The sequence below is a fragment of the Streptomyces sp. NPDC002206 genome, assembly GCF_053593595.1.
The window spans coordinates 298,071-321,933 of the sequence record NZ_JBSFCW010000007.1; the positions used below are offsets into that span (position 1 = coordinate 298,071).

Annotated in this window: 21 protein-coding genes and 4 pseudogenes; 17 read left to right on the plus strand and 8 right to left on the minus strand. The window is 68.3% G+C overall.

Going from position 1 to position 23,863, the window contains the following annotated elements:
* Nucleotides 1–78: 78 nt before the first annotated feature.
* Nucleotides 79–1,062: a peptidoglycan-binding domain-containing protein gene (locus ACWCP8_RS16900; RefSeq protein ID WP_451116589.1), complete on the plus strand. Its 984-nt coding sequence runs from the start codon at nt 79–81 to the stop codon at nt 1,060–1,062.
* Between the two features lie 173 nt (nt 1,063–1,235).
* Nucleotides 1,236–1,901 carry an HAD-IA family hydrolase gene (locus ACWCP8_RS16905; protein ID WP_352266981.1) on the plus strand — a complete coding sequence of 222 codons (666 nt, stop codon included), beginning with the start codon at nt 1,236–1,238 and terminating at the stop codon, nt 1,899–1,901.
* A 43-nt stretch (nt 1,902–1,944) separates the two neighbouring features.
* Here the strand turns inward: ACWCP8_RS16905 and ACWCP8_RS16910 are convergent, their stop codons facing one another.
* Entirely contained in the window at nt 1,945–2,679 is a 735-nt protein-coding gene (locus ACWCP8_RS16910) for an ABC transporter permease (protein WP_352266982.1), read from the minus strand.
* Nucleotides 2,680–2,896: 217 nt separating this feature from the next.
* On the opposite strand from ACWCP8_RS16910, the gene ACWCP8_RS16915 reads away from it, so the two are divergent.
* From ACWCP8_RS16915 to ACWCP8_RS16925, 3 genes are all read left to right on the plus strand, one after another.
* Nucleotides 2,897–3,541, plus strand: coding sequence for an HNH endonuclease family protein (locus ACWCP8_RS16915; RefSeq protein ID WP_352266983.1), 645 nt, complete (start codon nt 2,897–2,899; stop codon nt 3,539–3,541).
* Nucleotides 3,542–3,661: 120 nt separating this feature from the next.
* Nucleotides 3,662–5,392 carry an alkaline phosphatase D family protein gene (locus ACWCP8_RS16920; protein ID WP_451116592.1) on the plus strand — a complete coding sequence of 577 codons (1,731 nt, stop codon included), beginning with the start codon at nt 3,662–3,664 and terminating at the stop codon, nt 5,390–5,392.
* Nucleotides 5,393–5,594: 202 nt separating this feature from the next.
* Nucleotides 5,595–6,263, plus strand: coding sequence for a DedA family protein (locus tag ACWCP8_RS16925; RefSeq protein ID WP_352266986.1), 669 nt, complete (start codon nt 5,595–5,597; stop codon nt 6,261–6,263).
* On the opposite strand, the gene ACWCP8_RS16930 is transcribed toward ACWCP8_RS16925, so the two are convergent.
* From ACWCP8_RS16930 to ACWCP8_RS16940, 3 genes are all read right to left on the minus strand, one after another.
* Nucleotides 6,250–6,477, minus strand: a complete 228-nt coding sequence (locus tag ACWCP8_RS16930) for a DUF2277 domain-containing protein (RefSeq protein ID WP_267005368.1) — start codon at nt 6,475–6,477, stop codon at nt 6,250–6,252. The genes ACWCP8_RS16925 and ACWCP8_RS16930 overlap by 14 nt on opposite strands.
* Nucleotides 6,478–6,539: 62 nt before the next feature.
* On the minus strand, nt 6,540–7,889 hold the full coding sequence (locus ACWCP8_RS16935; RefSeq protein WP_451116595.1) for a DUF1254 domain-containing protein: 1,350 nt from the start codon (nt 7,887–7,889) through the stop codon (nt 6,540–6,542).
* Between the two features lie 29 nt (nt 7,890–7,918).
* Nucleotides 7,919–8,356 carry a DUF7144 family membrane protein gene (locus tag ACWCP8_RS16940; RefSeq protein WP_352266988.1) on the minus strand — a complete coding sequence of 146 codons (438 nt, stop codon included), beginning with the start codon at nt 8,354–8,356 and terminating at the stop codon, nt 7,919–7,921.
* Nucleotides 8,357–8,906: 550 nt separating this feature from the next.
* Here ACWCP8_RS16940 and ACWCP8_RS16945 point away from each other — a divergent pair.
* A complete protein-coding gene (locus ACWCP8_RS16945) occupies nt 8,907–9,452 on the plus strand; it encodes a GNAT family N-acetyltransferase (protein WP_356006374.1) in 546 nt (181 codons plus the stop codon).
* 301 nt (nt 9,453–9,753) lie between these two features.
* Here ACWCP8_RS16945 and ACWCP8_RS16950 read toward each other — a convergent pair whose 3' ends face one another.
* Nucleotides 9,754–10,446: a hypothetical protein gene (locus ACWCP8_RS16950; protein ID WP_451116598.1), complete on the minus strand. Its 693-nt coding sequence runs from the start codon at nt 10,444–10,446 to the stop codon at nt 9,754–9,756.
* Here ACWCP8_RS16950 and ACWCP8_RS16955 point away from each other — a divergent pair.
* Nucleotides 10,445–10,633 carry a hypothetical protein gene (locus ACWCP8_RS16955; protein WP_352266991.1) on the plus strand — a complete coding sequence of 63 codons (189 nt, stop codon included), beginning with the start codon at nt 10,445–10,447 and terminating at the stop codon, nt 10,631–10,633. The two genes, ACWCP8_RS16950 and ACWCP8_RS16955, sit on opposite strands and share 2 nt — an antisense overlap.
* A gap of 82 nt (nt 10,634–10,715) precedes the next feature.
* Here ACWCP8_RS16955 and ACWCP8_RS16960 read toward each other — a convergent pair whose 3' ends face one another.
* Nucleotides 10,716–11,600, minus strand: coding sequence for a helix-turn-helix transcriptional regulator (locus tag ACWCP8_RS16960; protein ID WP_352266992.1), 885 nt, complete (start codon nt 11,598–11,600; stop codon nt 10,716–10,718).
* Nucleotides 11,601–11,786: 186 nt separating this feature from the next.
* On the opposite strand from ACWCP8_RS16960, the gene ACWCP8_RS16965 reads away from it, so the two are divergent.
* The 8 genes and pseudogenes from ACWCP8_RS16965 to ACWCP8_RS17000 all read left to right on the plus strand — a co-directional run.
* Nucleotides 11,787–12,806: an aldo/keto reductase gene (locus ACWCP8_RS16965; RefSeq protein WP_451116600.1), complete on the plus strand. Its 1,020-nt coding sequence runs from the start codon at nt 11,787–11,789 to the stop codon at nt 12,804–12,806.
* A gap of 364 nt (nt 12,807–13,170) precedes the next feature.
* On the plus strand, nt 13,171–14,013 hold the full coding sequence (locus tag ACWCP8_RS16970) for a YhjD/YihY/BrkB family envelope integrity protein (RefSeq protein ID WP_451116602.1): 843 nt from the start codon (nt 13,171–13,173) through the stop codon (nt 14,011–14,013).
* 1,800 nt (nt 14,014–15,813) lie between these two features.
* Nucleotides 15,814–17,850: a SpoIIE family protein phosphatase gene (locus ACWCP8_RS16975; protein ID WP_451116604.1), complete on the plus strand. Its 2,037-nt coding sequence runs from the start codon at nt 15,814–15,816 to the stop codon at nt 17,848–17,850.
* A gap of 274 nt (nt 17,851–18,124) precedes the next feature.
* Nucleotides 18,125–18,295, plus strand: a pseudogene (locus tag ACWCP8_RS16980) (integrase core domain-containing protein); the annotation flags it as partial.
* A 67-nt stretch (nt 18,296–18,362) separates the two neighbouring features.
* Nucleotides 18,363–18,884 (plus strand): annotated as a pseudogene (locus tag ACWCP8_RS16985) (tyrosine-type recombinase/integrase); the annotation flags it as partial.
* Nucleotides 18,885–19,149: 265 nt separating this feature from the next.
* Nucleotides 19,150–19,374, plus strand: a complete 225-nt coding sequence (locus tag ACWCP8_RS16990; RefSeq protein WP_451116606.1) for a hypothetical protein — start codon at nt 19,150–19,152, stop codon at nt 19,372–19,374.
* 646 nt (nt 19,375–20,020) lie between these two features.
* On the plus strand, nt 20,021–20,455 hold the full coding sequence (locus ACWCP8_RS16995; RefSeq protein WP_451116608.1) for a VOC family protein: 435 nt from the start codon (nt 20,021–20,023) through the stop codon (nt 20,453–20,455).
* A pseudogene (locus ACWCP8_RS17000) lies at nt 20,425–20,562 on the plus strand (ATP-binding protein); the annotation flags it as partial. The gene ACWCP8_RS16995 and the pseudogene ACWCP8_RS17000, both read left to right, overlap by 31 nt.
* A gap of 369 nt (nt 20,563–20,931) precedes the next feature.
* On the opposite strand, the gene ACWCP8_RS17005 reads toward ACWCP8_RS17000, so the two are convergent.
* Together ACWCP8_RS17005 and ACWCP8_RS17010 are read right to left on the minus strand one after the other, a co-directional pair.
* Nucleotides 20,932–21,414 carry a hypothetical protein gene (locus ACWCP8_RS17005; RefSeq protein ID WP_451116610.1) on the minus strand — a complete coding sequence of 161 codons (483 nt, stop codon included), beginning with the start codon at nt 21,412–21,414 and terminating at the stop codon, nt 20,932–20,934.
* Between the two features lie 477 nt (nt 21,415–21,891).
* Nucleotides 21,892–22,875 (minus strand): DUF1259 domain-containing protein, encoded by a 984-nt coding sequence (locus ACWCP8_RS17010; RefSeq protein WP_352267000.1) that lies wholly within the window; start codon nt 22,873–22,875, stop codon nt 21,892–21,894.
* 372 nt (nt 22,876–23,247) lie between these two features.
* Here ACWCP8_RS17010 and ACWCP8_RS17015 point away from each other — a divergent pair.
* Nucleotides 23,248–23,358 (plus strand): annotated as a pseudogene (locus tag ACWCP8_RS17015) (excisionase); the annotation flags it as partial.
* Nucleotides 23,358–23,863 (plus strand): tyrosine-type recombinase/integrase (locus ACWCP8_RS17020; RefSeq protein ID WP_451116612.1); only part of this gene is annotated, 506 nt, incomplete at its 3' end. The pseudogene ACWCP8_RS17015 and the gene ACWCP8_RS17020, both read left to right, overlap by 1 nt.

Sequence of the window (23,863 nt, forward strand, 5' to 3'; positions counted from 1 at the left end):
GTGGACCGTTATGGCCTGTTGGGGCGTCACCGCGGCGGACTGCATAATCGCAGGCAGTTCAAGGGGAGGGGACCCACAATGACCGGACAGGTCTGCCCGGAGTGCGGTACGGACAACGGATCGGCGGAGAGACCCGACGGGACACCGGAGGGGAGACCCTCCGCCGGGCCCGGCTGCGGGTGCGCGGAGCGGGCGGCGCGACGGGCCGCCGCGCAGGCGGAGACAGCGGCGGCGGAGGACTTCGATCCGCTGCGGATCCGGCCGTACGTGACGCTGGAGGGCGACGGGACGGCGGCCGACATCCCGTCGGGGTACGACGCGGCCACGACGATGCCGCTGTTCCTCGACCGGGAGGCGATGGCGGGTCCGCCGTCCGCACTGCCGGGGAGCACCGGAGGGCCGGAGCCCCGCTACGACACCATGGACGCCGTGGGCCGGGTGGATCCGGTGCAGCCACGCCGTCGCCGCCCGTTCGCGGCGCTCGCCGTGGGCGCGGCCGTGATCACGGTGGTGGGCGCCGCGGCGTTCGTCGGCGGACTGTTCAGCGGGGACGGCAAGGGGGACGCCGACCGCGAGCAGGCTCTGCCGAGCACCGTGGTGTCGAGCGCCCCCGATGCGTCCACCTCACCCGATGCATCGCCGTCGGCGTCCGCATCTCCGTCCGACTCGCCTTCGGCCTCCGCGTCTCCGTCCGCCTCCGCCTCGCCGTCGGCGAGCGCCTCACCCTCCCCGTCCGCCGGCTCGTCGCATCCGGCCGCACCGTCGGCCCCGGCCTCCGCCGAGGAGTCCGCCGGGACGTCGTCCGCCCCGTCGATCGCGAAACCGCACGGTCGCACGCTGCAGCGCGGCGATCACGGCCCCGCGGTGGCCGAGCTGCAACGGCGGCTGCAGGAGGTGTGGCTGTACCGGGGGCCCGACGACGGCGACTACACGGGCCAGGTCGAGCACGCGGTGAGCGTCTATCAGTCGTACAAGTCCATCGAGGGCGATCCGGCCGGCGTCTACGGTCCGAACACCCGGCGCGCGCTGGAGGCGGAGACGACGGGCAGCGGCCGGTCCTGACGGCAGGGATTCGCCACAGCGGGATTCGCTTTCCCGGGCAGGTTTTTGTATCGTGATGGAACAAAGTAGCCCTCGCCCGCACTCCCTGACCGGCGGGCGGGGCTGCTTGTTCTCTTCACCTGCTTGTTCGCGTCACCCCGCGTTGCCCTCTTTCCCCCGCCTGGAGACCGCCGATGCCGGCCACCGTCCTCACCGCACGCGCCCTCCTGCTCGACATGGATGGCACTCTCGTGAACTCCGACGCCGTGGTGGAGCGTTGCTGGCGGCGGTGGGCGCTGCGGGAGGGCCTGGACCCGGAGGCCGCGCTCAAGGTGGTCCACGGGCGCCAGGGGTACGCCACGATGGCGGTACTTCTCCCCCACCGCCCGATGGAGCAGAACTACGCGGACAACCGCGTGATGCTCGCCGAGGAGACCGCCGACACGGACGGAGTGGTCCCGATCGGCGGCGCCCCCGCCTTCCTGGACGCGATCGCCGCACTCCCGCACGCCCTGGTGACATCGGCGGACGAGGCGCTGGCACGGGCCAGGATGACGGCAGCCGGCCTGCGGATGCCGAGCATCCGCGTCACAGCGGAATGCGTCGGCGCCAGCAAGCCCGACCCCGAGGGCTTCCTCAAGGGCGCGGCCGAACTGGGCTTCGCCCCGGCGGACTGCATCGTTTTCGAGGACTCGGAGGCCGGCATCGCGGCGGGCCGGGCGGCCGGCATGCGCGTCGTGGGCGTCGGCCCGCGCGCCGCGGCGCTGGCGCCGGACGCACACGTCGAGGATCTGACCCGGATCCGCGTGGAGCCGTCGGCCGACGGCTCGATCCACCTGCACATCAGCGCCCTCCGGTAGCGTCCGGCCGGCCGAGGACATCCCCCGGGTCTTTCCCGGGGACTCAGTCCCGGTACATCCGTCCGCGCGCCACGAGCTCGAGGACCGTCGCGACGGCCACTGCCTGCACGGCCATCAGCGCGACCAGTACGAACAGCTGCACAGCCCCCGCCTGAACCGGTGAGGCGCCGCCCAGCAGCATGCCCACGAACGCCCCGGGCAGCGTGACGAGCCCCACCGTCCGCGTCTGGTCCAGCCCCGGCAGCAGCGCCTCCGACGCCGCGGGGCGGGCGATCTCCATCCGCGCGTCACGGTCGAGCAGCCCGAGCGCCATCCCCGCCTCCACCTCCCCGCGCCGCATGGTCAGTTCGTCCAGGGCGCGCCGCCCGCCGAGCACGGTCGCGGTGAGCGCACCTCCGATGAGGATGCCCGTGACCGGGATCAGTGCGATGCCGCGGACCGGCAGGAGCCCGGTCAGCAACAGGACGGCAATCACCGGCGCGACCCCCGCGGCGATCGGCAGGGCAGCCCACCACCAGGTGCGGTTCCCGGTGATCCGGCGCCCCGCGGTCCGTACCGCGACCGCGTACATCAGCGCCATGAAGCCGAGCAGCGCCGGCAACGAGCGAACCACCCAGCCGATGAGCACGGAGACGGCGGCGAGTTGGACCGCGGCCCGCAGCCCGGCCAGGACGATCTCGCGCGACCGGCCGAGCGAGGCCACGGCGGCGACGACGGCGGCCGCCGCGAGCAGCAGGGCGAGGACGATACCGAGCGTGATGTTGACCGGAAGCAGCACGCGGCCACCATAGGACGGGCCCACCCCGGCATCCGGTACGAATCGGCCTCCCGCAGCATCGAACTGTCGGCGTGTCAGACCTGTCGCACCCCTTGATGTGACGTGCACATGTCGCCACTCTGTTACCTGGCGCCCACCCCACAGCAACCTGGCGCCGCCACGATGGCCGGGTCCACAGGTCGCCCGCCCAAGATCCCCCCACATCAAGGGAGTTCGCATGTCAGGTGTCTACGCGCGTCGCATCGGCGTCGTCGTCGCATCCGCCGCACTTGCCGCAACCAGCGGACTGCTCACCGCACCCACCGCCCAGGCCGCCATGCCCACGCCGGTCGCCGCGTCCACCGCCCGTACCTACCTGAGCCAGCTGACCGTCTCGGCGGAAGGCTCGTCGAACGGCTACAGCCGGGACCTGTTCCCGCACTGGATAACCCAGTCGGGCGCCTGCGACACCCGCGAGGTCGTCCTGAAGCGGGACGGCACGAACGTGACGCAGAACTCCAGCTGCACGGCCGTCAGCGGCAGTTGGTACTCGCAGTACGACGGTGCCACCTGGACCGCCGCTTCCGATCTGGACATCGACCACATGGTCCCGCTCGCCGAGGCCTGGCGCTCCGGTGCGAGCAGCTGGACCACCGCCCAACGCCAGTCCTTCGCCAACGACCTGACGCGCCCGCAGCTCATCGCGGTCACGGACAACGTCAACCAGTCCAAGGGCGACCAGGATCCGGCGACGTGGCTGCCGTCGCGCACCGCGTACCGCTGCACCTACGCGCGCGCCTGGGTACACGTGAAGCACTACTACAACCTGACCGTCGACTCGGCGGAGAAGAGCGCACTCCAGTCCGTTCTCAACGGCTGCTGACCGGAACCGCTCACCCCTCCCCCGCCGTTCCGTACGGTACGGAGTCCACTCGCACGCGACGGGCTTCGTCCGTACGTGCACGGGCCCCGTCCGTACGGAACGACGCGAGGAGGAAACCTCATGGCCGGCCTGCGCCTGGGACCACTACTGCGATACGTCGACTGGGAGACGGGTTCCACCGCGACCGTCTGGGTCGAGGCCGACCGGCCGACCACGGCCGAAATCCGGTGCGCGGACGGCGCGTCGGGCTCCTCCCGGACGTTCGCGATCGCGGGTCACCACTACGCGCTGGTGGTGGTGACGGGCCTGACACCGGGCTCGACCACCGCGTACGAGGTGCTGCTCGGCGGCCGAAAGGTCTGGCCGCTCGAGGACTCCAGCTTCCCCGCGAGCACGATCACCACACCCCCCATATGCGCCGCACCCTCCGCGGCGGACGAGAACGCGGAGCCGACGCCCGTCCGGATCGCCTTCGGCTCCTGCCGCTGGGCCGCTCCCCCCATCGGCGAGCGGGACGCCGCCGGCCCCGACGCCCTCGACACCCTTGCCGCCCGGCTCGCCGCCGACCCCGGCGCCGTACGGCCTGACGTACTGCTCCTCCTCGGCGACCAGGTGTACGCGGACGAGACGTCGAAGGCGACCCGCAGCCGCCTCGCCGCGCGCCGGGACCTCGCAGAGCCGCCGGGCGCCGAGGTCGCGGACTACGAGGAGTACACCCACCTCTACGACGAGTCCTGGCGCGACCCCGAGGTGCGCTGGCTACTCTCCACCGTCCCCAGCTGCATGATCTTCGACGACCACGATGTGGTGGACGACTGGAACACCAGCGCCGCGTGGCTCACCTCCATCCGTTCGACCCCCTGGTGGCACGAGCGGATCGTCAGCGGACTGGCGTCGTACTGGGTCTATCAGCACCTCGGCAACCTCTCCCCCGCCGCCCTGGCCGCCGACCCGGTCTACGCGGCCGTACGCGCCGACCCGGACGGCACCGAGACGCTGCGTCGTTTCGCCGCCGAGGCGGATGCCGACCCCACGCGAACCCGCTGGAGCTACCGGCGTGCTTTCGGCCGGGTGCGGCTGCTGATGGTGGACACCCGGGCGGCCCGCGTACTCGACGAGGAGCGCCGGTCGATGCTCGACGACAAGGAGGCGCACTGGGTGCGCGAGGAGGCACTCGCCGACCCCGGTTCGTACGACCATCTCCTGATCGGCACCTCGCTGCCGTGGCTGCTGCCCCCGCTCGTCCATGACGCGGAGGAGTGGAACGCCGCGCTGTGCCGGGGCGAGCGGGGCGGACCCGGTGGGCGATGGGCGCGGTTCGGCGAGAATCTGCGGCGCCGCTCCGACCTGGAGCATTGGGCGGCTTTCCCCGACTCCTTCCGCCGGCTGACGGAGCTGATCAGGGAGGCGGGAAGCGGTCCCGACGCCCCGGCGACGGTTTGTGTGCTGTCAGGCGATGTGCACCATGCGTACATCGCGGAGCCCGCGTGGCCGGCCGACGCACCGGACGCCGACCCCGGGGCGCGCATCCTGCAGCTGACCTGCTCTCCCGTGCACAACTCGGTCCCCGGCCTGCTCAAAGCGGGGTTCCGTTTCGGCTGGAGCCGGGCAGGGCGGCGGCTCGGCCGGTTGCTGGCGCGGCACGGCCGGACCGGCCCGGCGCCGATCCGGTGGCAGAAGACCGGCGGACCGTGGTTCGGCAATCAGCTGATGACGCTGACACTGCATGGCCGGAATGCTGCGCTGACATTGGTTCAGGCCAAAGAGAAGGCCACAGGTGCGCAGCTGGAGACGGTGCTGGAGCAGACACTGACCGCTGACGAATGCCGGGCGGCCGGGTGCGGCTGCTGATGTCCCGTGTTGCCGCGCCTGCCCCACTGGCCCCCGAGGCCTGTGGGGCAGGCGTGTCACATGTGACACGTGAGGTGCACAACATCCCCCGCGCGCAATGATGCACAGGTAAACGGCAGGCGTACGCTGTACAGCTGGCCCTGCCGCCCCTGCCGCTCCCCTGCGACGTCGCGGCGTTGAAACGAACGGGGAGTACGCGAAGGTGCTCGAGAGTATGGGTGCGCTGACCGGCAGCCCATGGATCTATGCGGTGGTCGCCCTCTCGGTGCTCCTGGACGTCTTCCTTCCCGTGCTGCCCAGCGGGGTCCTGGTGATCACGGCGGCCACAGCGGCCGCCGCCGGCACGACCTCGGTCGCGGGCGCGGCCGGCTCCGCCGGAGAGGTCCCCCAGGTTCCGTCGCTCCTCGCGCTGATCCTGAGCGCGGCCACCGCCTCGGTGCTCGGCGACCTCGTCGCGTACCGCCTGGCCTGGCGCGGCGGCGACCGGCTGGACCGCGCCATCGCCCGCTCCCGCCGCCTCACCACCGCGCAGGAACGTCTCGGCGCGGCCCTGAGCCGCGGCGGCGGCATCCTCGTCGTCATCGCCCGCTTCGCCCCGGCGGGCCGCTCGGTCGTCTCCCTGGGCGCGGGCGCGGCACACCGCAAGGTGAAGGAATTCCTGCCCTGGTCGGCCCTGGCCGGCGTGACCTGGGCGGGCTACAGCGTGGGCCTCGGCTACTTCGGCGGCCAGTGGCTCGGCACGACATGGCTGGGCACGGCGGTCTCGGTGCTGGCCCTGTTCGTGGCCGGCGCGCTGGCCGCGTACTTGATGCGCCGCCCCGCAGCGGCAGCAGCCACCCCCGCGGCGGCTTCGGCACCTAAGACGTCCTGACGGGCGCCCCCCGTACCTCAAGACCGTCCAGCAGCCGGGCGGTCGCTTCGGCGATCTCGTCGACGGCCCGGTCGAACACCTCCTGATTGTGCGCGGCCGGAGCGCGGAAGCCGGACACCTTGCGTACGAACTGCAGGGCGGCGGCCCGGATGTCCTCCTCGGTGGCCTCTTCGGGGATGGCGGGCGGGCGAAGGGTCTTGATGCTGCGGCACATGCCTCCAGTGTGTACCGGCCCACTGACATCGCCGCCGGCAAGCACGTACCCCCGGACCGGCCTCAGCCCCGCTCGACCGCGGGGATCTCATAGCTGCCGTCGAGCACCGCACGCCCCGGCGTGTAGAGCCTGAGCACGGGCCGGAAGTCCCCGTCGGGCGCGGGCAGCCAGTTCGCCGCCGCCGCAGGGTCCGCAGGGCGTTCCTTCCCCAGGTGAATGGTCAGCGACCCGTCGTCCGCACGCACCAGCCCGGGCGTACGGTCACCGATCGCGTACCGGCCCGCCGGGTTCTCGACGAGGCGGCCGTCCGGGGCGTCGTACATGGTCACGGACCAGAACGCCCCGGCCGGCGGCGGCTGCTCGAAGCGCAGCACATAGGAGTGGGCACCGTTCAGCCGATGGCCGTCGGCGTCGTGGGAGGTGTGTGCGAACACGGCCTCGTACCCATGGGCCCCCCACGGAGCGATGCGTGCCGCCACTGCCCTGACCAGGTAGGACGCCTCCCGGTCGGCCATCTTCCACTCCGGCGAGTCGATCGTCCCCACCCCGAACCGGTCGAGGTTGTAGTCGAAGAGATGCGGATCCATCACCCAGCGCCCATCGTCCGCCGCACCCGGCCGCCCGGCCTCCGCCATGCGCGCCCTGCCGCGCTCCATCCCCTCGACGAGTGCGCGTACGAGGGCGGGACCGGCGGAGACGTACGGCGAAGGCCCCTCCTCCAGCAGCCCCAGCGGCTGGAACCGGTCCTGGTACGCGCAGTCGGCGGCAGCCGGCGGGAAGTCGGCCATCCACACCCTGAGCTGCTCGAAGAAGCGCAGCTGCTCAGGTACGTCGGTGTCGGGCGCGGGGAGGCCCGTGCGGTGCGTCCCGGGTTCGAGGTGCGTGAGCGTGAGCTGCTTCTGCAGCGCCCGGACCCGCTCCACGTCGTCGGGCCCGCCACAGGCGATGCGGCCGACGACGGAGACCACGGAGGTCGGCGCGTCGATCACCCCACGCACCCCACCGGGCTCACTGCCCGCCCAGCCCGGTGGCACGACGAGCCAGTCGCCCTCATCCGTACCGGTGGCGCGGCGGCCGACGTACGCGAAGTTGTTGGTCCAGGTGTCCACGAACTGCAGCACGTAGTACGCACCGTCGGTGTCGGGGACATGCAGCCGGATCGGCCCACCGGAGAGGTCGAGCTGGGCGACCGAGCAGAGCGTGTCGTTGCTGACGGAGGCGAAGTGGGTGCCGGGGTCCGCCGATCGGCCCGAGTGCGCGAAGTGATTGAACGGAGTGGGCGCCAGCGGGCCGACACCCACCTGCATGAAGTCCTCGGCCGTCGACAGGTCGAAGACCAGCGGATACCCGTAGACATACGCCTCGGCGGCAAGAGCGACGAGCTCTTCCGACGGATCGGATGCAGTAGCCATGAGTGCACGTCCTCCGTCACGAACAGCACTCAGACGAGCACCTTGGAACGGTCCGTACACAGGGCCCAGATGACGAACGTGTCGATGGCGATGGAGATGATCGCCCAGATCGGCACGTACGGCAGCCACATGAAGTTGGCGATCATGTTGAGCGCCGCCAGCACGATACCCAGCACCCTGGCCCACCCGGCGCCTTGGAGGATGCCCAGACCGATCACGACGAGAATCACGCCGAGAACGAGATGGATCCATCCCCAGCCCGTCACGTCGAACTTGAACGTGTAATTCCTGATGCGCGCGTAGACATCGTCGGACGCGATACCGGCAATGCCCTTGATCACCCCGAGGACACCGTCCACCATCAGCAGAACACCGGCGAACATGACCCCACCGGTCGCCCAGGGATTACTGCCGTCCCCCGGACCGGAAGAACGGGACGTGCCGGGCTTGGGCGCTGTCTGTGCCATGGAAACTCCTGGGCCGGAACGGGATTGAGCCGGACAGAACCGACCTTGCGCGGCACGTTCCCGTGCGACCACCTGTACGCACCCGTTCGGGTGACGGCATCACGGCCCGGACTCCCGACACGGATCCCCCATACGAGTGGGAAGGGCGGGTCAGCACCCCGAACCACCGGCCGCCGTACCACGCTGACCACCAATCGACGCAGGAGGACGCCGTGGTGCACCAATCGCCGAACTGCCCCCACTGCCTGGATCACCGGGCACTCTGGCGCGACACCAGTCGCACAACACCGGCCGCCCCGCACCTGTGGCACTGGTACTGCTCCGGATGTGCTCGGACGTGGGCCCCCAGCCCCGGCGAGAAGGCGAGACACCACCATGGGGCACCAGGAAGATCACGCCATCATGTGTAGCTCCGCCCCCGGTGCCCCGGCACCGTAAGCGTCCCGACGCACACGGCGACCACGGAAACTGCATCGGCCGAAGTCGGCGAACGCACTACGAGATCCCGACCGCGGCAAGGATGTCGGACCCCTCTGGCATCCTCCTCCTCATGCCGCACGACAGCGCCCTCGACCTGGTACAGATGACCGACCCGCGCGATGTCGCCCCTGAACTCCGGCGGGAGTTGATCGACTGCTGGATCACGGTCACCAACACCGGCGGCGCCGCGGGATTCCCGTTCCCGCCTGTCGGCGAGGACGACGTCACCCCTGTCGCGGACAAGCTCCTCAGCCGCCTCGATCCGCAGCAGAGCAGACTCCTTGTCGCCCGGGCCGACGGCCTCCTCGCCGGATGGGTCATCCTCAACCGCGATCCTTTCCGGCTCGTCGGACACTGGGGCACGGTCCACCATCTGCAGACCCGCCCCGCCTTCCGCGGACGCGGCATCGGATCCGCCCTCGTCCACGAGCTCCGGAAGATCGCCCGCGATGAGCTGGGCCTTGAACAGCTGCACCTCGCAGCCCGGGGAGGCGAGGGGCTGGAGGACTTCTACGGACGGCTCGGATGGCGAGAGATCGGTCGTCGGCCCGGAGCCCTCCGACTCGCACCCGACGACACCCGTGACGAGGTCCTCATGATCCTCGCTCCGCTCTGACCGCAGTGGCATTCGGACAGCTGCCGTACCCGACGTCACCATGACACGTCGTCCAGGGCACTCGGCCCGAGGCCATGAACCATCCGGACCGCATGCTCGGACCCGGCCGTGAATGACCGCCGTCGTTGCTGTCGAACGGGATGTACGCCGCGGAAGGAGCAGCCCACACCCTGGACCCCCAGCAGGCGGTGGTCCGCCGGGAAAGCACGCAGAAAGTGAATGATTACCGAGGGGCTGACGGCCCCTCATGAGGCTTGCGGCGGGACGCCCGCAGCCTTGACGGCTTCAGCCAAGTCTTCTGTCAGCTGAAGTGGATGCCGCTGAGGTCGATCGAGACCATGACCTCATCGAGGATGGGGTGGCCGTTGGTGTCGCGGCGGTAGGCCCGGCGTTTGGTGGGCAGTACGATGCCGTCCGCCTCCACGTAGTCGTAGACGTACTGCGCGGCGGCGAACCCACCGGCGACGTCGACGTGGTAGTCGTGCCGGCGCAGGAGGTGGTCGGGGCCGAAGTAGAAGTCCTGGTGGGTGCTGTGACTGGCGATCTCGGACGGGAAGGTGGCGCGCAGACCTCGCCAGACTTCGCCTCCTTCCCGCCACGCTTCGATCTCGGTGACCGTGAAGCCGGGCATGGACAGCAGGAACGGCGTGGTGAGGTAGGTCCACAGTGCATAGCCGTTGAAGTAGGCGCGGTCCAGCGGGTCCCAGGGAGTCTCCAGGACGTGGCCTGTGAAGGACGTCCGCGGGTCCTTGCGTTCGGCCACCACTCGTCCGGGCGTGAAGTCGGTCTTCTGGTCAGGGGCACCGAAGGGCTTGACCGAAGCGTGCTCCTCGTGGAGTCGGACGGTCATCTCGCGCGGCGCGGGATCCTGCGGCAGGCCCTTGATGGCGAACAGGTGGCCACCACTGACGATGATGGCTTGCGCCTGGGCCAGTTCCTGCCAGCGTGTGATCCCACCGTGGGCTTCGATTGCCCGGGTGAGCAGCTCGTTCATGTCAGATCTCCTCCAGTGCATTCTGGTGGGTTGTCCCGAAAGCCCGCCGGCGGATCTGCCGTTCGACTCAGCGTCGGGCGACGCCTTCGGCGGCCTCGGCGACAGCAGGGCCGGACTCGCCGCCGCAGACGCCCTCGCCTCCCTTCCCTCACTCTTGAGCCCGCAGGTCGGTGACCACGGCAGCTGACCGGGCGGAATCCGACCGACCATGGCCGGGGTCCTGTGCAGGTGTCCGGGGAGTTGATGCCCCCGTCAGGGGAACGGCCGTGTCAGTGCTCGTGCTTGGCGGCTTCTGCGGGGCCGATGTGCGCGTTGTCGGCGGTCCAGCCGGCGAGCATGCGCAGGGCGTTCTCGGACGGCGATCCGGGTTCGACGGTGTACAGGCCGAGCGTCTGGTCGGGGTCGCCCATGGGCATGAAGGCTTCGAAGCCAAGGGTGAGGTCCCCGACCAGCGGGTGGTGGTAGCGCTTGGAGCCGTACTGAGGCTGGTACACGTCGTGGTCCGCCCACCAACGGCGGAAGTCCCGGTCGCTGTCGGACAGATCGCCGACCAGCTGGGCGAGCCGGGGGTCATGTGGATGGTGGCTGGCATACAGGTGCAGCATGCCCACGATTTCACGGGCGGTCCCGGGCCAGTCGACGTAAAGGTCGCGGGCGGCGTCGTTCAGGAAGATGTAGCGGGCCATGTTCCGTTCGCCGGCCGGCAGAGCGCCGAAATCGAGATAGAGGGCGCAAGCCAGGCGATTGGTGGCCAGGAGGTCCAGACGGTGCCCCAGAAGGAGAGCCGGGATGTCCGCGACATTCTCCAGGGCTCGCAACAGCCCGGGGCGGGCACACTGCGTCGCTCTCGTGCGCGGCCGCTGCCGAGTGGGTTTGGCCAGGGCGAACAAATGGTTACGCTCGGTGTCATTGAGTTGCAGTGCGCGAGCCACAGCCTCCAGGACCGAGGCGGAGGCACTCGTGCTGCGCCCGCGTTCCAGCCGTACGTAATAGTCGACGCTGACTCCGGCCAGCTGGGCAACTTCCTCGCGTCTGAGACCGGGCACCCGGCGCACCCCAGGATGCGGGGGAAGACCTGCTTGCTCCGGGGTGATGCGGGCCCGGCGGGTCCGCAGGAATTCCCGAAGATCAGTCTCGGGAACGTGCTCACTCATGATTGTCAGGCTATTAGCTCTGCGAGTGGGGCGCGTTTTCACCCGTGGAGGGTTCTGCTGTACCCCCCGTAGACCACGCCCCGGCTCGAGGCGTGCCCTTCCGGGACATCTGCGCCAGTGGTGCTCTGGATATGTCACTGACCCCGGCCAACAAGGCCGGAGCAGATCATCCAAGGGAGACCACCCATGAAGCGCAGGATTCTCGGTGCCACCGGAATATCGGTGAGCGAGTTCGCTCTCGGGGCGATGAATTTCGGCGACTTCGGCAGCTCCGGAAATGCCGACCACACGGACGCCGTCGACATCATCCACGCGGCGCTCGATTCCGGCATCAATTTCATCGACACCGCCGACGTGTATTCCGAAGGCGAGTCCGAGGTGATCGTCGGCAAGGCGCTCAAGGGCCGTCGCGATCAGGTGGTGCTGGCGACGAAGTTCGGCCTTCCGATGAGTACGGACGCCAACCACGCCGGCGGCTCCGCGCGGTGGATCAAGCGCGCGGTCGAGGACAGCCTCCGGCGGCTGGACACCGACTACATCGACCTGTATCAGATGCACCGCCCCGACTACGACACCGACCTGGACGAGACCCTGGCGGCACTGTCCGACCTGGTCCGCGCCGGAAAGGTCCGCGCGATCGGCTCCTCCACCTTTCCCGTCGAGCGCACCGTGGAGGCACAGTGGGCCGCCGAGAAGGGCGGTCACCGCCGCTTCCTCACCGAGCAGCCGCGGTACTCGATCCTCAGCCGCACCATCGAGGAGGCCGTTCTCCCCACCGCGCAGCGCTACGGCATGGGCGTCCTGACCTACGCCCCCCTGTCCGGCGGCTGGCTGTCCGGCGCCGACCCGACGACGAAGGTCCGCGCCCGGATCGCGGCAGGCGAGTTCGATCTCAGCAGGCCCGCCAACCAGGCCAAGATCGAGGCCGTACGTGAGCTCGGCAAGGTGGCGCAGGAAGCCGGCATGCCGCTGACTCACCTGGCCCTGGCATTCGTGCGATCGCATCCGGCCGTCACCTCGGTACTGATCGGGCCGCGGACCCGCGAGCAGCTGGACGGTCTGCTGGCCGCCGCCGACGCCGAACTGAGCGACGACATCCTCGACCGGATCGACGAGATCGTCGCGCCCGGCACCGAGGTCAATGCGGCCGACAACTACAACGCCACCCCGCCGGCCCTGGTCGACAAGCGCCTGCGCCGCCGGTGACCTCCCCGGTCCGGATCGGACGTGACGGCCGCGGCGCGCAGGATGCCCGGCCTCACCGCGCCCGACCGACCACTTCGCACAGACTCCACATGTAAGGACAGCAAGAAATGCAACACCCCGCCCCCGAAGCACACCGGACTACGGACGATGTGAGGCATCGGCATGTCGTGCGGCCGGCATGCTGCTTCTCGTGTCGCCCTTCATCGGTCGGGCGACCGACCGTTAGGCTCGCGTCGCCACAGAGGTCCCGATCTTCACGGAGGGCAGGACGACGGGGATCAATCGAGAGCGCCTCGTCAGAACACTGACGTTCTGGCTGCGGCCTGCCTTCGCGTTGCGGGTCATCAACCGGTTTCAGAAGATCGTGGGTTTCGACCGCTCGATGGCCCTGGCGTCCAGCGCCCTGACGGCATTGGTCCCGCTCTCGATCCTCCTCGGCGCTGTCTTGAGCAACTTCGTGCACTACGACGCCGCAGAGCAGATCATCAGGCGCTACAACCTCACCGGAGCAGGCGCCACGGCAGTCAGTTCGCTGTTCTCTCCTGCCGAAGAGACCAGCGCCGGCGTGGGCATCTTCGGGGTCGCGTTTCTGACGATCTCGGTGCTGAGTTTCGCGCGAGCCGCACAGCGACTCTTCGAACAGGCATGGGAACTCAAGCCCCTCAGCGTGCGCAACACGCGCAACGGCTTGTGGTGGATCCTCACTCTCGGTGGCTACGTAGTAGTCACCACGTTGCTCTCCGCGCTCCATGGCGGGGGCGTGCTGGGTCTGGCCGCCGTGGTGTGTGGCGTACTGGTGACCGCTGCATTCCTCGTCTGGAGCGGCCGGATCCTGTCGGCGAAGCGGATCAGCTGGCCGGACCTGCTTCCCTTCGGCATCACCGGCGCCGTCCTGACGGCGGCCTATTCAGTGGGCGCAACCATCTACATGCCGCATCTCTTCAACTCCTCCGCAGCACGCTACGGGGTGGTCGGTGCTGTCTTCGCGATGCTCTCCGCGCTCTTCGCAGCCATGCTCGCCCTGGTTGCCTCGGCGGCACTGGGACGCGAAGTGCAAGACGAGCTCAGCCGGATCCGTCGGGGCCACCGCCCTTCCGACCATGAGGTCCGCCGGCAGTGGGACAGCGTGGTCGAGCAGACTCGGTCCCGGTGGCGCACGGCACGGGAACAGGTCACTCATCATCGGATCAAGGGCTCGAACCATTGATGGGCAACGGCCGGCCACCGCCCGACACGGTCGAAGGACCGCTTGCCCCCACGGAAAGAGCGGCGGAACGGCATTGGTCGGTGTCCTGCCCGGTTCGAGGTCGAGCATGATCAGGGCGCCGCACGCTTGCCGGCCTTCGTCGTGCTTCCTACTGGTTGGCGCGGACAGCGGACGGTTTCGAACCACCGACATCGGCTCCGCAAGTTCGGGCGGGCAGCACTTGTGGCTGGTCCCGCCGGGTCCGGCAACGCCACGCGGGACCGCTCAACCCTGCTGCTGTTCGCCTTCATTGATGTCAGATGTAGATGTCAGCCCGGGGGCACAGGGCGAGGGATAGAGGCCACATTCTCGCGCCCGGCGCCGCTTCACCCGCGGCCGTACGCCCTCCCAAATGAAGCTCACCGCATCTGCGGCAATCGCCAGAAGCATGACGGCGGCGATCACGCGCATTGAGCCATGGCCGGTGATTGCGACACCGAGACACCACGCGAACACGATGCTCCGCGCAAGCACGCTGAGCCCCCGACGTATGGCAGCCTGCATCTGGTGCTCGACTCCGTTCCGGATCTCGTCTGCCCGAGCTGCGGGCGGTGGGACGCAGTGGCGAGCATGGGCGACGTCCCACCACCTGGCGATGGTGACTGCGGAGCTCGCGACTTGGGCACCTCTGAGTAGCCGTCAACTCCTGGGTAGTCGTGGCCTCGGCTTCGCGACCTCTTCGTCCCGAAGCAACTGGGCACGGGCTCCATCTTGGGAGGGTCCCCTTGTCACCTGCTGTGATGGTCCAGAGGTGTGCGTGGTCGTCCGCCGCTGTCTGTCGGCGCTGTCACGCAGTTGGACACTCACCCGCCCATCTCGGAACCGTGAATGATGTGTTCGACGTCGTGTCATGTCGTGGACACAGCCGAGCCAAGATCCAGCTCCTGTCTTCCCTGGGCGGTCTCCGCATTGTTCGGAGCTGCTGTGGGCTTCGTGGCCTGGTCGCTGACCGTCTGGGCGCGCGCGTACTGCGACGCGGGTTACGAGGCCGGCGGACGCTTCGAACTCAACTTCTTGCTCCCTCTGGTCGTGGGATCCGAAGCACTCGTTGGACTCGTGGCGCGGGCCATCGGCCGACGCCTGGTGCTTCGCGCGCCAATGGCCGTCCGTGTTTCACTGCCGACGCTACTGGTGGTCGTTGCGACGGTGTGGCCGGCATGGTGGTTCTTCGCGACCCAAGGGACGCTGGACGCCTATCCCGGCGACTCTGGCCTCTGCCCCGTGAGTAACGTCCCGCCACAGTGGCCTGACTGGATCCCCGTCTGATCAGCCACGTCTGACCATCGGCGGCCGTGACCTGCCGCCGTCCTATCGATCAACGCCCTGACCTGCTGCTGAGTTGTCGGCAGTTGTCGACGTTGGTCATCGTTGAGCGCCCTTCCACGGCCCCAGGACGGCCCGGGAGGGCGCTGGTGCTTTGGTGAGACTCGTCGCGAGCACCGCTTCCCCCTCAGGCAGCCGCGGTTCCCCGTGAGTCCCCGCCAGATCTGGCGGGGTTGTGGCACGGGGAACTTCTGATCCGTAGCTCTATGTGGATCGGTCAACGGCGGCCATAGCGGTCGCGTCGAAGTCTCCAAGGGACGCTACAGGCCATGGGCCATTGCTGGGTTGCTGTACTCCGCTGCTGTGCCGCGACCGAGCTCCGTCGACCCCATCGTCACGGGCGGCCGTCTACCGTTTCAGCGGGTTCCTGCCGTCGTCGCTCGACGCGGGCGGTCAGACACACCAAGTTACCGACGCGTCGTGGCGAAATGCGCGAAAATGGCTGTAGAGGCTGTTTTGGTATTTTCCAGGGAGTCACAGATGGACGCCTCGGACGAATTCCTTCGAGGAGCTGACCCGGCGGCTCTTCTGACGCTGGGCGGTGCCATCCGCAACCTCAACACTGCGATGGCCACCGCGCTGGGCAGGCCGGCGGAGCAGTGCCTGGGACGTGACTTCGGTGAGCAGTGCCTCGGACGTGACTTCGGTGATCTGTGGCCCGCAAGCCAGCGGATGTCGGCCGACAGTCTCGTGGCCCACGCCGCCAAGACGAAGACGGTCGCGATGCGGGTGCTGGACTTCCCCGGGCCAGGCGGAGCACCCGTCGCCTGCTTGATCGAGGCGCGGCAAGTGAAGGATCCCGCAAGTGACGAGCAACTGGTCTGGGTGCACGCACTGGATGCGCGGAACGACCTGGCCAGCCTGGTGATCCCGTTCCGGCTGGCCACCACGGCCGCCCACCTAGGCCTGTGGATGTACTCACCCCACGAGCACCAGCTGGAGTGGCTCGGTGGCGCACCCGCCCTGGCGGCGCTCTTTCCGGATCCCACTATTTCGCTTTCCACAGTGATGTCGGCAGTGCACCCTGACGACCGGGAGGCCTTGCGGCAGCTGGTGCGCTCGGCCTCCACCCAGTCCTCCTGGGTGAGGCTGCGGTACCTCCCCCAGCACGAGGGCTGGCACCAACTGGCCGCCCAGACCCGTCGGATCCAGCTGGGGTATGGCGGCCCCGAGCGGATCTTGGGAATGGTCCGCGACGACACCAAGCACGAGAAACGAAGGGAGAAGGCGCAGGCCGCGCTTACTGCCGAACGACAGCGCGCCAAAGACATCGCCGACTTCTCCTCCGCCTTGATCACCGCAGCCACGGAGCAGGAACTGCAGCAGGTCGTCCTGACCCGGCTCGCAGCAACCTTCGGCGCCAGCGGCGCCCTGCTCGCGCTCGTCGACGAAGGCCGCCTGCGTGTCTCCACCGATGCCGGGATAGCCATGTCGGAGGTCGACGTCCTGCACGGCATGTCGCTGGACCATCCGAGCCCGCTGCCCGAAGCGATCCGCACCGGCAAGTCTTACTTCATTCCCGACCGGGAGGATTACATCCGCCGTTGGCCGCACGGGGCCGAATATCCGCGGCTCGGCCGACTCGGCTCCGACTACGCCGCCTCGATCATGCCCCTCATCGAGCCTGGCAATCAACCGCTCGGGGCGTGGCTGGTGACCTACGGCAGCGGGCACCGGCCGTCCCTGGACGAGCGGACCCTCGTGGGTACTTTGGCCGACCTGGCAGGCCAGGCACTGCGGCGCATCAGGTTGCAGCAGGCACGAGTCGAGCTGGCCACGGCGCTGCAGCAGACCATGCTCCCCAGGCTGCCCGAGCACCTCGCGGGCCTGGAGGTCGCCGCCCGCTACCGACCGAGCCGGGACGGGCTGGACATCGGCGGAGACTGGTACGACGCCTTTGCCATGCCCGACGGCACGGTCGCAATGGAGATCGGCGACGCCCAGGGGCATGACGTGGACGCTGCCGCAGCCATGGGACAGGTGCGCGCCTCCATGCGCGCGATCGCCGCCCACGAGCCGGATCCCGCGACCGTGCTGACGCGCATCAACGATTTGCTCGTCACGATGGGCGCGGCACGATTCGCCAGCTGCACCATGCTGCACATCGATCCATGCGACGGACAGGTCACCGGCACCAGCGCCGGCCACGTGCCGCTGCTGTACGCGCGCAAGGACGGCAGCCACAGCATCCACGAGCTGCCGGGCGGGCCGGTCCTGGGAGTCGTGCCCGACACCGAGTACCTCGAGGAGACCTTCACCCTGGACAAGGACAGCGCGCTGGTCATGGTCACCGACGGCGTGGTCGAAGGACCGGGCCTCACCTTGGAAGCCGGACTGGAGCGAGCCGGAACACTGGCCGGCGCAGCCCTCCACGACGGACTGAACGCCGAGGAGACCGCCGACCGCATCCTCGACGCCGCGGTCGCGGTGGACCACCTCGACGACGTGGCCGTGCTGGTCATCCGACGCACATGACTGCGCCCGCGCCCTCACGCCCCCTGCAGGACCTTCCTCGCGCTCATTCGCCGAGCGGCGCGATGATCACAGTGATCGGCTGTCTTGGACACGGGCTTCCGCGGTCGTCCGGCGGTGATCATCGGCGATCTGCACTGCCTGGGCTTCTGCCACGATGCCGCTGTCGAGGCCACAAGTGCATCGCACCACTGCGCGCCCGGTCTTGATCCAAGAAGCCGGTGTTGCGACAACCACTTGAGCCCGGGCAGTACACACCAGCCAGCAATTCGCCGCCCTGGCCAACGAGTTCGACGTTCTTCTCTCAGTCAGCCGCACCGGCCGGTGCTGGGACAACGCCCTCGCCGAGTCCTTCTTCGCGACGATCAAACGGGAACTGCTCGACACGAAGCCCTGGCCGAGCCGGACTCTGGCCCGAACCGCGATCTTCGACTTCATCGAGAGCTGGTACAACTTGCGCCTACTGCACAGCAACCTCGGCTACCGCAGCCCCGCCGACTACGAGACCGCACTGGCTGCGGCGAGGAGAGGTTCTTGGACTCCGCTGGTCGGACATCGACCTGGAGCGCCGCACGCTCACCGTGCGGAACCAGATCCAGCGGCTGCAGAAAGAGCTGTACGCGGACTCCACCAAGAGCCGTCGTACCCGCGCCATCCCCGTGCCGCTCATGTGCGTGGCGCCGCTGCGCTGGCAGCGTCTCCGTCAAGCCGCGCAGCGCCTCGCCGCAGGGCAGGCCTGGCATAACAGCGACTACGTGTTCACGGCTAGGACCGGGCGGACGATCGAGCCGAGAAACCTCAGCCGGTCGTTCGAGCGCATCACGGAGGATGCGGGGCTGCGCCGCATTCGTCTGCACGACGCTCGGCACGGATGCGCCACGCTCTTGTTCGCTGCTGGTGTGTCGGCGCGGGTAGTGATGGAGATCCTGGGGCACTCACAGATCGCCGCAACGATGAACATCTACACACACGTCTCCGACGAGAATCGGCGCGAAGCAATGGGGCACATGGACCGTCTCCTCCAACGGCGCCGCTGACCGATTACCAGGTTCGCCTTCCCCGCAGCGCTGGCTGCGGGGAAGGGCGCCCCTCGTTCGGCGACGGGCACTCGCACACAGCCGCAGTTCCCCGTGAGTCCCCGCCCGATCTGGCGCGGCTGTGGCACAGGGCCGCATCCCAGTGATCCCCAAGTGGCCCGAGAGCCATGCAAGCGACCCTACTGCGCTCATGCGGGCTGTGAGCGGCCCGCGCTACCACGTAGTCTCGTTCTCTCCACACGGCAAGGACGGGGGCGTTCACTCGATGGCGAAGCCGGTACGAGCAGCACTGGGGGATGTCTGGCTCGAGTGCCTGGTCTGCCAGGGTGACCTGTTCCGAGAACGGGGTGTCCTGCTCAACAGCACCGGGATGGAGTTCCTGAAGTTGGCCTGGGCTGACGAGAGCGCCACGGGCCTGATCTGTTGGCAGTGCGGATACGTGCACCTGTTCGTCAACAAGGACATCGAGTTCTACCGAGCGGATGAGTGACGGAGATGTGTCCTTTTGGGCCGCTTCGTCTATCCCGATCACCTTCGACCCAGTTCAAACAGTGGCCAGCCTGCCAGTGGGCTTTATATGTGTCTACTCATCTTTGGGCTGGCGAATTTTGGCCAGTAGTTCGGTAATTTCTTGAGACTGCAGTTGTCTCCAGTCCTTGACTGCCCCTGAGGTGATTCCATCTGATCGTAAATGCGCTCGCACGTGGCAACGGTCTCTTCGGTGATGTAAAGCAAGCCTGGCCACGCGCTGACGCTGATGGGGGTTTCGTCATCCAAGGCCCGCAACATAGACGGATGGTACGGAAATCCCGACGCCTCGGTGGTGATTTTGGCGAGTGAGCATGGCCGTAAGTTTGCGGCGCGGCCGGCAGTCTGTGGACCTGCTGGGCAGGGAACGGCGTTGGGGCCGTGATCTGCCGCAGACACTCTCAGGACGCGTCGTTTCCGAGCCGAAACGCGCCGGAGGGGTCCGCTACGGCGCGCGCGACTGGTCGACTTTTCAACCGGCCTTGACGGCTGTTCCCCCCGGCTTCGGCCTGTCGCCCGATGCGAGTTCCGAAATCCACCGATGAGTTCCGCAGGCTGGGCCGGTCTACCCCGGCGTACACCATCGAACCTCGGACTGGAGACCCACCATGACCACTCCCGCACACGCCGGCCGCATGCTGTTCGTGAACATCCCCGTGGCGGACATCGAGCGCAGCAAGGCGTTCTTCGCGCGGCTCGGGTTCAGCTACAACCCGATGTTCACCGACGAGACCGCCGCCTGCATGCTGGTCGGCGAGCAAGCCTCCGTCATGCTGCTCAGCCACGAGACGTTCGCGCAGTTCGCGAAGCTGCCGATGGCCGATCCCACCACGCACACGCTGGCGCTCTACTGCTTCAGCGTGTCAGCCCGCGATGAGGTTGACACGGTCGCCGAGGCTGCGCTCGCCGCGGGCGGCTCCGAGGCGGATGGCCCCGAGGACCACGGCTTCATGTACTCACGCAGCTTCTTCGACCTCGACGGCCACGGTTGGCAGGTCATGTGGATGGATCCGTCGAGCACCTCGAACAGCTCGACTTCCTGACCGCCCGCGAGAACGTGATCCTGCTCGGACCACCGGGCACCGGCAAGACCCACCTCGCCGTCGCACTCGGGATGCGCGCCTGCCTCGCCGGGCAGCGAACGCTGTTCGCGACCGCCACCCAATCACCCAAGGCCACCCCGCCGAGGGCCGCAGACACGCTCAGGACACCTCGTTTCCAAGCCGAAACGCGCCGGAGGGGCTACGTCGACCAGGCAGCGACCGAACCAGTGAACCTGAAACCACGTCAACCCGCCCTGACCAGCTAGTCATCCACTCCCGCCCAACGGGGGAACCTCAATCGGTCATTGAAGGTCATACAGGCTGCCACGAGGCCCATGAGGGCCGGTGTTGGGCCCTGCCGGTTGTTGGGGTTGCTGTACTTCGCTGCTGTACCGCATCACCGGCGACCGCAGGCCTACCGCCGCCTACGCTTGGACCCTCCAGCCTTCAGGAACGCGTGGCTCCGTTCCCGGGGTCTACGGCGTTCGCAGTCGACGGCGCCAGGAACGGATCCACACGGCCGAGGAAAGCGTGATCATCAGGAGCCCCAGAAGAGGGAGGATCGACGTGAAGATGATCGGGCCCATGCCGATGCTGTCCTCAAGCGCGATCCGTTCGGGGTGCTCCGGCTGATATCTGATCGGCACTGAGTAGCCTTCGTGGAACCTCTTGATCAGCTGATACGCCGGAAGCCTCCCCACAACAGAGGTGCCAGCTGCGTCGAACGCCACCGGACATCCCCCGGAGCAATCCGCTGGTTCCTCCTGCAGTGTCGCTACCGCGCGCACGCCATGTTCCAGGTCGATCGTGTCCCGGACCGCCGGGACGAGGAACCACCAGGTGCCAAGCGCCACGACCACTGTCCCGAGGGCGAAGTGAACGCCCGGATGTCCGAGAACGCGATGGCGGTTCGACCTTGCGACGGGCGGCTGAGCTCGTCTGTTCGTGGTCTCCCCCATGGGGGCAACGTACACGTGAGCCTCTACCGCTCCGCAAGATGTGATCGCGGTCGGTGTGGAGTCTGATCCGAAAATCCCCTCAATGCCCGAGGGAAGCCAACGGGGCGCCGTCCATAGGTTGTCGGCGGCGCCCTGCGCTGAACACAAGCTTTGAGCTGTGGCCTCATCCTTATCAGGTCGATCATGTCGGACTTTCGACGTCGACCAACCAGTTCTGAGCCTCGGCTGATGGTCCGCTGAGGTTCAGCGCCGGCCGCTGCTGTTCGCGCTTGTTGGTGTCAGTCGTTGATGTCAGTTGCCGCGTGCGGTCTTGACAAAATGCCCGCCTGGCCGGGTCCGTCGGTCACCGGGGCACACTCCGTTCGCCGGGGTCCGCCGGGCGGCGGGTACGGCACATCGTGTCTTGCCCGGTTCCTTCGAGCGGCCGGGGCCCGCGCTCGGTGAACGCGGTACCCCGGCACCCCGGTGGCCAGGGGGTCAGCCGGCGGGCTTGACGTCGTTCTGGTCCACTGCCTTCTTCAAGGTCTTAGCGAGGTTGGCGGCATTGTCGTTGGCCCAGAAGTGCATGTAGAACAGGCGCGGGTTGTCGTCCAAGGCGTGGTTATGGATCTCGACGATATCGATGCCACCTGCACGCAGGGCCTTGATGACGTTCTGGACTTCGCCGGCGGTCATGGCGAAGTCGCCATTGACGGCGGCCTTACCGCCTCCGGTGGGCTGGAAGTTGATCCCGGTGGTGACGCCCATCGCGGAGGGCAGCACCATGCCGCTCGCAGTGACGGTCTGCTTGCGGGCGAAGGAGAACTTGTAAATCCCCCCGTCGTTCGTTCCCTTGGTCCCCATCGCCTTGTCGATCGCTGCGGTGTCCAGGTCGATCGGGCCCGGTGAAGGTGCGGGCTTGGCAGGCGGGGTGCCGGTGGCGTCCAGGACGGTCTTGAGACCCTTCGCGATCTTGCCCGGGTCCTTGCCCTGGGCGTGGAAGTGGGTCCACCACACCTGTGGGTCCTGAGCAAGCAGGTGCTTGTGCAACGCCGTCTGGGCGATGCCCGCCTTCTGCAGCGCGTCGGTGACCTTCGGCAGCTCGTCCTCGGTGACCACCAGGTCGCCCATCGCCATCGTCTGCCCGTCGCCGTAACGGGCGAACGCCGCGTACGAGCCCAGCGAAAGGCCGGGCTTGATCTGCACCCCCTTGGAGGTGACCTTCAGATCGCCGCGGGGAAAACCGATCCGGTAGACCGTCTGGCCCATCAGCTTGCCCTCCCGGCCCAGTGCATTCGCCACTGGTTTCCAGTCCCCGGCACTGGTCTTCACCGGCTCGGCCGCCTGGCCGGAGGCGCTGGGCGAGCTGCTGGGCCCGCTGTCGTCAGGCCCGGCGCTCTGACCGCTGGCGGTGGAGCAGGCGCCCGCCAGCAGCGCCGTCCCGGCCGCTGCCGCGAGCCGCAGGGGCGTGCCGTGTTTCATCGCTGTGTCCTCTTCCTTGCCCCCTACCGACAGGTGATGCGACCACGGTTACATCAAAGCCCGGGGCAGGCCATCCGAGCTGTAAACAGGCACCCTCACCGCACGCTTGCCTTCTCACGAACGGAGATCCCCGCCGGTGACCACCGACGACTCATTACATCCCCAGCGCAATCCACAAAGCCACGCCGAGCCCGGCAGAGGGCGCGACCTCATACCGTTGAGGCAGGCGGTGAAGGTGTGGCTCGCGATATCGCTGCAGGCCTTCGGCGGGCACCCGCTACAACCGCATCCCCAACCCACCACCCTCCTCAGCTCCCATCCCGTCCGCCTTCGGCCCACACACCGTGGAGCGGGCGTGGTTCAGGGCGTCAAGACCTGATCCGCTCGCGCCGACTGACCTCGATCACCATCGGCCGGTCCCGGCGCATCCCCACCGACGCCGTACGGGACTTCATCGTCCACGAGATCGAGGAAGCGGCCTGATGCCTTCCCAGCGCAAGCGCAACCCGAATGGTGCGGGCACCATCACCAAGCGCAAGGACGGCCGGTATCAAGCCGCGGTCTACGTCCCCCAGCCGGACGGCACCCGCGCCCGCAAGTTCGCCTACGGCAAGACCTGGGCCGAGTGCGACGCCAAGCGCCGCGAACTACTCGACAAGGTCGACCAAGGAGTCCCCGTCCCCACCCGCTCGGCCAGGCTCTCCGAGTGGCTGCCCTACTGGCTCAACAACATCATCAAGCCGCGCCGCAAGCGCACGACGTACGCGAAGTACGAGACTCACGTCCGGCTCTATCTGGTGCCCATGCTCGGGTCCAAGCGCCTCGAATCGCTGAGCGTTTCCGATGTCCGGCGCCTCCTCGTCCGCCTGGAGCAGCAGACCACCGCGGCAACCGCGAAGGAATCGCACCGGGTGCTGCGCACCGCTCTGACCGCTGCCTGCCGTGAAGAACTCGTCTTGCGGAATGTGGCGACCCTCGTCGAACCGCC